Raw genomic sequence first — 10,886 nt, forward strand, 5'->3', positions numbered from 1 at the left:
CCGTTAGGCGACATCCATGCGAGGTTTGGGTTTATCGATGACATCATCATGCCTCATGCGCACGTAACGAATGAGCGGCGGATTGCATCAGATGCCGAGAGCTATCCCGAGCAGTTGACGGAATATGAAACGACACCGAAAGCCGAACACCTTCTTTCCCCGGAATTCGTTGAGGCGTGGCAAGAGCAGTTCGGCGCAGGTTTTGACGAAACCCGAGCGCTCGTAGATGCGATTGAAGACATTGGCATCAAGGCGGAGTCCGCTGTTCAGCAGCTCAAGAAAAGTGAACTTCTAGCGATCGGTGACGGGGCTTGGCCAATTACCTCCTCTTCCGTCGCGAGCCTCTTAGACGCACTTATCCACTTGCCGCGTTCCACATGGCGGGAAACGCCTGACGGGTTCGAGGATCGCGACCGGCATCCTTGGCGCTTCCGCCGACAGCTTTCGCTACTACGGCGCCCATTGATCCAGCTTGATGAGGATAGCGATCCAACGCTCATATTTGCTCCTGGCCAGATGCGCGACAGTTTCAAATATATGCTTGGAAATCTGCTTCGCGGTGAGTTCCCGCAAACTCAGCTTTCGCCGAAAATGAAGCGTTGGGCTGGCAAGGCTGCCGACAAGAAAGGACACGATTTCACGCTGAAAGTAGCGGAGCGCTTGAGAGAACTCGGATGGTGCACCGAGACCGAGGTGACAATCCCCAAGATCTTGGGCGAGCGCCAAGACAGGAACTACGGCGACGTCGATGTTCTAGCATGGGATTCGAACAGCCGCCGGGTATTGATCGTTGAGTGCAAGGATGTGCATTTTCGGAAGACCTACGGCGAAGTGGCGGAGCAACTCGCTGATTTCCGGGGCGTCATCCGTGAGAATGGAAAGCCCGATTATCTGCGTAAACACCTTGATCGCGTCGAAATTCTTCGCGGCAATATCGACGCTGTGGCGAGGTTCACCAAGGTCGCCGATTTGACCGACGTCGAGAGCCACCTAGTTTTTGCGGACCCGGTTCCATTGGAGTTCGCACTTGCACAGATGTCCGAGCAGGTTCGTATCTCACATTTTGATCGCCTAGGCACGGCGCTGGTCTGGGAAGCACCATAACTTCGAACTGTTCGAGAACACGAGCGAAACGGCAGTTTCGTGTTCCAGGCAGTAGGAGATCGTCCCTAGTTCCGTTCAGCCGCGCACATTAGATTGGCGCACCTAATGATCACATTCTTGGGATCAAGCCCCACAATACACGGGTAAGGCCCCCACGAAATTCGAGTAGTTGGAACTGTCATCCTTACAGCGCTAGTGCGACTTCTGAACCCCCAAGGCCTCCAAGACGTGAGGAGAAATAACATCAGGATCATACGGGAGGCGCAACGACGGCTTTTTATCCTCAACCTGGAACTGTGTGCCAAAGATTTGCGGCTGATTTGTCGCCAGCAAAAAGCGATCGAGGGAAGCTGCCGCAATCCAGCGTGCGGACGGTTCACCGCGTGCCAGTGCGACCATCGCCAAAGCGTGTGCTTGTAAATAATCCGATGGCTCTTCGCCGTGTTGAAAGATGAATGCAGCGAAATAAAAGTCCCTTCCTGATTTCAATTGACCTTCCCGCAGCAAACTCTTTGCTCGATTCCGCCTTTCTCGATCCCGGAGTGCCAGCAAATGCAGCCCTTGGTCATCTAACGAGGCAGCGTCGCTTCTTTCGCGCTGGTCTTCGTCAAAGATCGACGCGATTTCGCGGTTACTTGGGCGAAATCTAAGGTGACTATAGCGGGCGTTTGAGTCCCAATCTTCAAATGCGCATTTTCCCTCACTCGGAGCCCTCAGCATGGTGAAAGGCTCAAAGGGTAGCAGTTTAAATGAAAATTCCCCCTTGGTTTGATCTACGGGACTTAACTCGATGATGTCGGGGTTGTCAGGGTCACCGGGATCTTCAAACGCAATTGCGAGAGTACCTTCCTGTTCCTCAATCCAAAGAGATCTTCGCGAGACGGCGGGGCCGGACACCTGCCAAAAATCTTCTCCGTCCGTCAGATATTCAGACGGTGCAAGAAGAGAGGCACTCCACGCTTCCTCCTTGGTCAAATCAATTCGGAAAATTGCCTGACTTTCTGCACAAACGTACCATGAACCTTGTAGACCCGCCAAGCTGCTGGCGTCTGTCCGCCCCGCATGCAAAGCACCCGCCCCTAGGAGGCAAAGAGATATCGGCACAGTTCTAAACATTCTCAGGAATGCGCCACTTCGTAGGACCTGATCATATCCCATTACAAAGCACTCCAGATAGCTAAGCAGAAAGCGCGGGGACCTGCTCACCAATATCGGTCACAAAGCCCAAATCAGGGCTAGGGAAAAACTTAAACTGCTCAATGTACTTTTGGTATTCCGGGTCACTCAGCACATCGGGAAACAGGTTTTGGGCGCTGGACGCATCCCAGTCGCTTAGGGTTCCCCAAGCCAGAAAGTGGCAAAACGCGTCGGTGATAGGAACCTCTGGGCATTTATTCTCCAAGAAAAGGAATTGTCCGCTCTCGTTCACTTCCAAGAAGACAACTTCATCGTCAGGCGTTATGATAAAATCAAACGCCCCATACGTTAGGTTAAGCTCCTTCATTAGCTGCAAGCACTTCTCGAATAAGGACGGTGATAGCTCATAGGGATAGCACTTTACGCCACTCAAACCAGACATTCTCCAGTCTACGATTGCCTTTTCATGTCCCTGGGATTCGATCGCTATGCCGAATTGTTTCTCCCCGAAGATAGTTACCCTCGCCTCATACTTCTTTTCTATATATTGTTGGAAGATAGCCGGCTGAAGTCTTACAGCTTCGTCAGTGCGCGAGGAACGTGGCGGGAAAATTGCCGAATAGGCGTGCCAACTCGATTGCTCTCCCTTCCAAGTGTGAGGAAGAAGCGATTTGCAAATGAGCCGTCCTCGAGCTTTCTCACGGAAGCGCTCCACCTGTTCAGGTGAGTTGGTGATTAGGGTCTGTGGGATTTGCAAGCCGAGTTGTGCCGCAATAATCAGTTGCAGATGCTTACTGTTTCCAATCATCTTAGCTGGAAAATCGTTGACCATCAGACTCCCGGCATTCTTGCACATAACATCAATCATCGACAGAATTGATTTCCGGTGAGCTTTGTGAATTTGCTCTATATATGGCCGATCATCTTCGTGGATTTCAAACTCCTTGACGGAGTCTCCCGCCGTCCGTCGGAGCCAGACGGTATCATAGACGACATCAGGACCCAGGATCGTTTGGCTCTCGGTTGAGAATGACCACCCGTCGCCCACGTAAGTGGTTTGCTCATCGTAATAGGGAATGAGGCTTGGCATAAAGAATTCGACCTGAACACCCCTCCTCTCCAGCAAAAATGCCATTACGTAGGCCGTGTGATCTTGGGGCTCTGCGACGATAAGCACACGTGGGGATCGAAAATTGGTCATTCTAAAGCTCCGAGATACCTCTCTCCAATGCTGTGAATTGGCAGCAGAGTTCGATGAGATCTAACATGAATTGGAGAAATTCCTCCCATCTTCCGTCTTGGGCCATGCCGCGGAATGCCGGCGTGAAAGAGTTTCCATAATGATAAATCATGGGGCCTAGCGGAAGAAAGGGTGCTGAAATCACTCCTCGATTTGCAAGATTTCCATGAAAAATTGCGCGCGCCACACGTCCATTGCCTTCTTTTAAAGGATGAAAAATTACGAAGACCGCGTATAGAATTACCGCCTCCAACAACGGAGGAAAGGATCGACGCGCTCGGACATTCTTCAATTCCGGATGCCATAGCCGCGAATTCTCTACATTTATGTATTTCCAACCCGCAACATGCCCCATCCGTGGCTTGACTATTTCATTGTTGCGAAATTGGGCCACTTCGCCGAGCAATTTTGAGCCCATCTCAATGGCCCACTCAGGGTTGACTTGCCAATCGAGGAACTGCTCCCATCGCTCGACGAGAACCGGCTCCGAGCATAGCCTTTCTTGAAAGGTCGCCAGGCTCGGCGCGCGGTAAGAAATCCGAGGATGCGTCGCTATGCGCTCATCGTGCAAAGAAACAGTTTGCAGGAGTCCCGAGGCTCGAACTTCGCTCCCGTAGCTCCGCCACACTGCATTTTCGTAGTATCGGTTGAGCGAGGTGACGACACTCTCCAGCTCACAATATCGTTCCGTCAGGTGCGGTGAGCATTCCGGTAAGGTAAATCGGTCCTCTCGCATTGCGACCCTATTGAGCAAAGCCATCGAAAAAAGGGCGCCCGTAGACGCCCTTTTTCACTTAGTCGGCGTCGACGCCAACGTCATAGTCGGGACGAGGGAATGTGGGCTCCCAAGCTCCTCTGTCGCCGACTTATTTGCCTCGGACATGGATCTATTTGGGCACCAGCCGTCCATTTGGATGCGCAGCTTGCTCGACGATGTAGACCACCGGTTCATACCAAATTGCCCCGGTATCGGGGTCGACGCATTTTTCTAGGTGCCCGCCCCAAACATAGTTCTTCCCGTCGGCGTCGCTGCGTGGCGGCAAGCTCATTGTGCTCCGTCGCACCGGCATCTTCGCGCGCACTGGCACACCAAAGATGAGCGGCATGGGCTGGAAATAGATGCGGCCATTTCGAGTGGCGCTACGCGCAAGCGGTCGAATTACCTGCTCACCGGTCTTCGGATTAATGAGCCTCTCGAATATAGGTTCGAGAGGCACGGCGTCGGGCGGCGGATTGGCGTTAGCGTCCACTGTGAAATTTATACCGCCCGGCGCTTGTCTGGAAGCGCGCGGGCTCATCGCTGATAGTATTGATACTTTCGAGGATCAGCCTGATCCTGGAACGGTTTTCGCTCTTGCTCGGTCCGCGCCTTCTCCAAGGCGCGGAGGCGCTCCGCATTCTCAGGTTTCTTTAAAGCTTCCGCAATAGCCTTGAGTTTGGTCCTCTGGTGTTGATCAAGACGCCTGTAGGTATCTTGATCGAGCTTGATGCTCGCGGCGCGGGCCTCGGCCATCAGAATAAGCCTGCGTCCATCGGGTTCACTCAAAGCGCGTTCAAGTGCGTCTCGCCCTGCCGAGATCTGCGCGGCAAGACTATTCTGTCTTGCGCGGGCGGAATGCTGCCACCGCGGACCGGAGATGCCATGCTCGCTCATCGCCCGTTCCAGCGCGGCAGCTTCAAGAAGTGTGTCGTCTGCGCTAAGGCGGACCTCGAACATCTTCTTCTCGGTATATTGAATGCTTCGCAGTGAAGGCGCCACAGCCTCTAGGTCCGCCGGGGTAGGCGCAAGCGCGACCTCGCCAAATTGGGAGGGCCGTCTCAGGAGTTCGTTTTGCGCATGCCGAAGCCCCTTGTTGCGCGCCTGCTCGCGGAATGCCTGATAGGCACCATCTGCCTGGACAAAGCTGCGGCGGAACAACGCAAGGCTCTGTTCGGTGTGGTGTCCCCCGTCAGCACCTATGGCACAGATTGGCGGTTGTGATTTAAGGAGGATTTGGGCTTCGTCGTAGTGACGAAGGAACGAAGATGAAGCCCAAATCCTCAAGGTCCAAATCGCCTGCCGAGCAGGTGGTGAAGGACATCCGCCGCAAGACCCGTCGGCATTTCTCTGCAGAAGACAAGATCCGGATCGTGCTCGATGGCCTGCGCGGTGATGACTCCATCGCCGAGCTGTGTCGCCGCGAAGGGATCGCCCAGAGCTTGTATTACACCTGGTCCAAGGAGTTCATGGAAGCCGGCAAGCGTCGCCTGGCTGGCGATACTGCGCGTGCTGCGACCACGGACGAGGTGAAGGATTTGCGCCGTGAGGCACGCGATCTGAAGGAGTGTGTGGCCGATCTCACTTTGGAGAACCGGCTGCTCAAAAAAAGCATGATCGCGGATGGGGGTGACGACGAATGAGGTATCCCGCATCCGAGAAGCTCGAGATTATCAGGATCGTCGAGCAGTCGCATCTGCCTGCCAAGCGCACGCTGGATCAGCTCGGTGTGGCTAGGCGCACCTTCTACCGCTGGTACGATCGCTTCCTCGAGGGCGGGCCCGAGGCGCTTCAGGACCGCCCTTCAGCGCCGAGCCGGGTGTGGAACCGCATCGGAGACGATATCCAGCAGCAGATCGTCGAGATGGCACTGGAGCAGACCGAGCTGTCCCCGCGCGAGCTGGCCGTGCGCTTCACCGACGAGAAGCGCTACTTCGTGTCGGAAGCCACGGTCTATCGCCTCCTGAAGGCCCACGACCTCATCACCAGCCCGGCCTACACGGTGATCAAGGCGGCAGAGGCGTTCCACACCCAGACCACCCAGCCCAACGAGATGTGGCAGACGGACTTCACCTACTTCAAGATCATCGGGTGGGGCTGGGTCTACCTCTCGACTGTGCTCGACGACTACTCACGCTACATCATCGCCTGGAAGCTCTGCACGACGATGAAGGCTGAGGACGTCACCGAGACGCTCGACATGGCACTGACCGCCTCAGGCTGCGACCATGCCAATGTCCTGCACAGGCCGCGCCTGCTCAGTGACAACGGTCCCAGTTACATCGCCGGAGAACTGGCCAGCTATCTCGAAGGCAAGGCCATGGATCATATACGCGGTGCGCCCTTCCATCCGCAGACCCAGGGCAAGATCGAGCGGTGGCACCAGACGCTGAAGAACCGCGTCCTGCTGGAGAACTACTTCCTGCCTGGCGATCTCGAACAGCAGATCAAGGCCTTCGCCGAGCACTACAACCATCAGCGCTACCACGAGAGCCTGAAAAACGTGACGCCTGCCGATGCCTACTTCGGCAGGGCAACCGCCATCATCGAACGAAGAGAAAGGATCAAGCGACAGACACTCGAACATCGGCGCTTGCAACACCGCAGGCTCGCCGCCTAAACATCAAACCCAGACAAGGCCCACACTCCGTAAGCCTACGCCGCGAGTTGTGCCAAATGTTCTGACGACGGACAATCGCGGAATTCAAGCTGTTTGAGCTCGTCCGGCCTGAGCCCGGTATTGGCCGCGAAAAGTACAAAGTCGTGCAACTGCTCCGCATGCCACCGATAGTGCGGACGCTGCGGGTCCGCCGCGTTGGATCGCGTGGCCTGATACAATAGCTTATATTCGTTTGGCGTAAACCAGGGTCGATGTTCGACCTTGGTTTGGCGACGGTAAGGATCTGAAAGATCTGGGACGTGTTCGATCCATCCGTGACGGTAGGCGGTCTTCAGCACCATGCTCAGCGTTACGACTTCGTTGTGAAGTGTGTTGCGCGCAGGCGGCTTCCACTCCTTCTCGTCATCGTTCCAGCCTTCCGGCTTAGTCATCCGCTTCACACGGTATTCCTGAGCGGTGCCGGAGGTGATGCTCTTAACGGGCATCTTTTCGAAGTGAGGTAGTAAATGAAGCCTGATCCGGTCTTTGTGGCCCTGCACCCACTTGGGGCTGCGCCGGCCACGGGTGATCGCTTCGTACTCTTTTCAAATTGCTTTGCGGCCTGAGCAAAGGTTTTGCCGGACTCGAGCTCGCCAAATCTCTTTTTGGCGCAGAGCTCCAGATACCAATCTTCGGCAACGTCTTTGGCGCGACCGAGGCTGCGCAGCTTCGTGCTTTTGCGCCACTCCTTGCCGTCGAGGTATGTGGAGCAGTGCCAGTTACCGCCGTCCGCACGGCGGTAGAGGCGGACCTTGTCACCTAAGATTCGATGTATTTCCAAAGCGCCTCCCTTTGTGTGCGTTTGTGTGAGCGCTGTGCGACTCCATTTTAGTGTATCACGGGGGAGTTTTGAGCGTCAAATGCGTGCCGCAGACAAAGAAAAAACCCCTATGAAAAAAATGGTTTAATCATTTTGTCGGTTGGTTGCGGGGGCAGGATTTGAACCTGCGACCTTCAGGTTATGAGGCTTGCCCCGCGGCGAATACTTGACCGAGCTGCAAAGACCCCGTTCGCGAACGGCCGTCATGACGCGGGTGTATCGCCGTGTCCGCAGAAACTCGTCGAAGATAAACCGGACGATCTCAGCTTCTGGCTCGTCGACCTTTAACCCCTGAGGAGTGGCAACATAGCCGAATGGCGGCAAACCACCGTGCATTTTCCCGTGCCGCTTGCGCGTGCGGATGCTGTCGCGCACCCTTTCCGCGATAAGCTCGCGTTCGAACTGGGAGAAGGTAAGCAGCACATTGAGGATCATCAGGCCCATACTGTCGGAAGTATCAAAGGCCTGTGAGATGGAGACCAGAGCTATGTTAAGGCGATCGAAGATCTCGATCATCCTAACGAAATCGGCAAGGCTACCGGTCAGCCGGTCGATCTTGTACACCACGACAACGTCGATTTCTCCTGCTTCGATATGCTGCATGAGCTGCGAGAGCGCAGGGCGATCCATTCCGCTCCCCGAATGGCCGCCATCGTCGTATCGGTTGGGCAGCTCGACCCAACCCTTGTACTGCTGACTCTTGACATAGGCGCTACTGATTTCGCGCTGCGTAACCAGTGAATTGACATCATGTTCGAGGCGCTGGTTAGTGCTCTTGCGGGTGTAAATTGCGCACCGTTTCAACGGTGCGATAGCTTCGATATCCATGGGCAAACTCCGAAATTCCTTCGAAACATCGCCCCGTTGCGATCGGCGGAGAAGGTCTAAGCGCCGGATGTGGAGAATTATGCGGCTATATGAAGAGCAAGGGCATCTCGCGCCTGACCGCTCCCCTTGGAGCGATCAGCCATCGACCTTCAGCCTAAGTCGATTGCCAGCATTGCAAGGTCTGCTCTTGTCTTTTTACCCAAACGCGGACTGATAGTTTTCTGCCGAGTATCTGGCATGGAAAAGGCGGCCCGTCCCGATTGGGACGGACCGCCCGCCGAGTGACCTGGACCTGTCAGGAGGGGTCAGGCAGCCTGCTCGGCAATTTCGTCAGTTGCTTCGGCGTTCACCGCCTCGTCTCCTTCGTGGTCGGCCAATTCGACTTCTTCCGAACCGGCGAAACGCATGCTCGAAGGCACCCAGGCCTGCGCTCGTTCCTTGATATCTGCCTCGCCGATGAAGTTGCCCGAGAAAATGCGTTCGGCAGCGCTCGCGAGTTCTGCCTTCTTCGACGCAGCGTAGCGACTGACCATTTCGGGACCACCAGCGGCATCGAGCGCTTCGAGCGTGCGGGTCTTGGCAACACGGTCGAAGTAGTTGGCAGCCGTAGGACGCCACCAATGCGCGGTCTCGATTTCGAGCAGCGAGCCGAGCGCCTCGTGCATCGGCACCGAACGCTCGCCTTCGCAGGCAAGACTGGCAACGAGTGCACGCGAGACGACATGACCAAGCCAGGCCGAGCGCGCCTCGTCGGTAAGCGCCCGGAACCTGGCAAACCGCTCGACATCGCTCTCGCCAGCACGCCAGCTTTCATCGAGCGACCCCGCGAATTCGGCCAAAGCAGCACTCGCCGGCGCATCCTTGGCCTCAAACCCGGTGACCGGGCCGGACGCTACCGATCCGACAAGCGTCGACGCTTTCTTGGCGCGCCAGTCGTGCCCATCGGCATCGGCGAGCGTGAAGACCATGAAGTCGAGTGCCAGTGCCGGATCGTTTGCGAGATGGATCGCGAGGATGTCGCGGCGCTGCATCGCGAGCTCGTCGAGCAGGCGCTGGGACAGCGAGCTCCCTTTAGGCTTCGCCGCTCCGCTCTCCTCGACGGCCTCGACCACACATTCGTCAGCGATGACTTCGGTCTCGGTGTAGTATTGCTGGACCAATGTCGGCTCGCCATTTCGCGAGAGGACTAGGAAGGCGCCAGCTTCGGATTTCAGCTCGTCGGCGAGTACCGGCGGCCGATCATTGATCGCGCGCATGGCGCGGTCGATTACCACGAGTTCCTGTTCGGCCTTGGCGACCTCATCCTCGTCGCTGTCCTCGTCTTCGAGCACAGCGGCGACGCGGTCGTAGTCGGCCTCGAGCTCGCCAAGTTCCTTCGCTTCCTGTTCGGTCATCGGCGCAGGCTCGCAAGGCAGACGGCTCAGACCTTCAACAAGGTCGTGGCTGACGTAATTGCCAAGGGTCGGCCGAATCCAGGCAAGTCCATATTCGAGCGCGGTCTTTTCTGCGGCTTCGTCCATGGCCTTGTGCGCTAGGTCCTCGAGCAGCGCGACGTCGATCCAGCTCTCGCTGGCATCATCGTCGAACAGTTCGCGCTCGATCCGGCCACCTGCGGCGATATAGGCATCGCGTCCGACGAGAACAGCACGCGGATCGGAACCGCGCACCGTGGCATCGAGCACCATGCGGCGGATCGTGTCGGGCGTGATCTGGTACCAGGCGTCCTGCAGTTCGGCATAGACATGCGCCTGGCGCTCCACGTCGGAGATCGCGCCGTAGGCCTTGGCCATGTCGAGCGTGATCGTGCCTTCGGCGAGCGCTTCGAAGACGCAAGGCGCGAGACTTGCAAGGCGCAGACGTCCTTCGACGAACCGGACAGTGAGGCCGAAGCGGCGCGCCACGTTTTCCGTGGTAGCCCCTGCCTCGATGATGGAGGCGAAGGCCTGCGCCTCGTCGGCGGGGTTCATCGCGAGGCGCTGGAAGTTCTCGGCAAGACTTGCTTCGCGCACTTCGCTTTCCTCGCCTTCGATAACGAGGCAAGTGACTTCGTGCGTGTCAGGCAAGGTGCCCTCTTCGGCCAGCGCCTGCAGCGCGGTGAGACGGCGACCGCCGGCCTCGACCTCGAACTTGCCGCGCTTTCCTTTGCGCACGACGAGGTTCTGCAGCAGGCCGCGCGCAGCAATGTCTGCCCGCAACTGGAGGTCGGCCAGCACGTCGCTCGACTTGCGAACGTTGCGCGGACTCGGGACGAGCTTCTTCAAGGGAATTGACTGGATCATGGGTGTTCTCCTGATAGGATGCAGGCGCAGGTGAGGATCACGAGGCCCACAAGCCCAAAGGG

Annotated in this window: 9 protein-coding genes and 1 pseudogene; 2 read left to right on the plus strand and 8 right to left on the minus strand. The window is 56.7% G+C overall.

Annotated features, from left to right (window positions below):
* Positions 1 to 48: 48 nt before the first annotated feature.
* Entirely contained in the window at positions 49 to 1,104 is a 1,056-nt protein-coding gene (locus VWN43_RS12385) for a hypothetical protein (RefSeq protein ID WP_067695885.1), read from the plus strand.
* Between the two features lie 192 nt (positions 1,105 to 1,296).
* Here the strand turns inward: VWN43_RS12385 and VWN43_RS12390 are convergent, their stop codons facing one another.
* The 5 genes from VWN43_RS12390 to VWN43_RS12410 all read right to left on the minus strand — a co-directional run bounded on the left by VWN43_RS12390 (position 1,297) and on the right by VWN43_RS12410 (position 5,399).
* Positions 1,297 to 2,142, minus strand: a complete 846-nt coding sequence (locus tag VWN43_RS12390) for a hypothetical protein (RefSeq protein WP_320181557.1) — start codon at positions 2,140 to 2,142, stop codon at positions 1,297 to 1,299.
* 139 nt (positions 2,143 to 2,281) lie between these two features.
* Positions 2,282 to 3,376, minus strand: a complete 1,095-nt coding sequence (locus VWN43_RS12395) for an MvdC/MvdD family ATP grasp protein (RefSeq protein ID WP_198147725.1) — start codon at positions 3,374 to 3,376, stop codon at positions 2,282 to 2,284.
* Positions 3,377 to 3,443: 67 nt separating this feature from the next.
* Positions 3,444 to 4,241 (minus strand): Fic family protein, encoded by a 798-nt coding sequence (locus VWN43_RS12400; RefSeq protein ID WP_083508390.1) that lies wholly within the window; start codon positions 4,239 to 4,241, stop codon positions 3,444 to 3,446.
* Between the two features lie 127 nt (positions 4,242 to 4,368).
* Positions 4,369 to 4,731 (minus strand): hypothetical protein, encoded by a 363-nt coding sequence (locus VWN43_RS12405; RefSeq protein WP_157075206.1) that lies wholly within the window; start codon positions 4,729 to 4,731, stop codon positions 4,369 to 4,371.
* 44 nt (positions 4,732 to 4,775) lie between these two features.
* Positions 4,776 to 5,399 (minus strand): hypothetical protein, encoded by a 624-nt coding sequence (locus VWN43_RS12410; RefSeq protein ID WP_067695897.1) that lies wholly within the window; start codon positions 5,397 to 5,399, stop codon positions 4,776 to 4,778.
* A 107-nt stretch (positions 5,400 to 5,506) separates the two neighbouring features.
* Between VWN43_RS12410 and VWN43_RS12415 the strand changes: the two are divergent.
* Positions 5,507 to 6,858 (plus strand): annotated as a pseudogene (locus tag VWN43_RS12415) (IS3 family transposase).
* Between the two features lie 35 nt (positions 6,859 to 6,893).
* On the opposite strand, the gene VWN43_RS12420 reads toward VWN43_RS12415, so the two are convergent.
* From VWN43_RS12420 to VWN43_RS12430, 3 genes are all read right to left on the minus strand, one after another.
* Positions 6,894 to 7,343, minus strand: a complete 450-nt coding sequence (locus VWN43_RS12420) for a hypothetical protein (protein WP_067695907.1) — start codon at positions 7,341 to 7,343, stop codon at positions 6,894 to 6,896.
* Positions 7,344 to 7,801: 458 nt separating this feature from the next.
* Positions 7,802 to 8,545, minus strand: coding sequence for a recombinase family protein (locus VWN43_RS12425; RefSeq protein WP_067695913.1), 744 nt, complete (start codon positions 8,543 to 8,545; stop codon positions 7,802 to 7,804).
* 305 nt (positions 8,546 to 8,850) lie between these two features.
* On the minus strand, positions 8,851 to 10,824 hold the full coding sequence (locus VWN43_RS12430) for a ParB/RepB/Spo0J family partition protein (protein ID WP_067695916.1): 1,974 nt from the start codon (positions 10,822 to 10,824) through the stop codon (positions 8,851 to 8,853).
* Positions 10,825 to 10,886 lie beyond the last annotated feature (62 nt).

It is taken from the genome of Qipengyuania sp. HL-TH1 (genome assembly GCF_036365825.1).
In the GTDB taxonomy this organism is placed as follows: domain Bacteria; phylum Pseudomonadota; class Alphaproteobacteria; order Sphingomonadales; family Sphingomonadaceae; genus Qipengyuania; species Qipengyuania profunda.

Coding starts and splice junctions, on each gene's coding strand:
- VWN43_RS12430 (WP_067695916.1), bottom strand. CDS start 10,824: ATGATCCAGTCAATTCCCTTGAAGAAGCTCGTCCCGAGTCCGCGCAAC.
- VWN43_RS12425 (WP_067695913.1), bottom strand. CDS start 8,545: ATGGATATCGAAGCTATCGCACCGTTGAAACGGTGCGCAATTTACACC.
- VWN43_RS12385 (WP_067695885.1), top strand. CDS start 49: ATGCCTCATGCGCACGTAACGAATGAGCGGCGGATTGCATCAGATGCC.
- VWN43_RS12395 (WP_198147725.1), bottom strand. CDS start 3,376: ATGGCATTTTTGCTGGAGAGGAGGGGTGTTCAGGTCGAATTCTTTATG.
- VWN43_RS12420 (WP_067695907.1), bottom strand. CDS start 7,343: ATGCCCGTTAAGAGCATCACCTCCGGCACCGCTCAGGAATACCGTGTG.
- VWN43_RS12400 (WP_083508390.1), bottom strand. CDS start 4,241: ATGGCTTTGCTCAATAGGGTCGCAATGCGAGAGGACCGATTTACCTTA.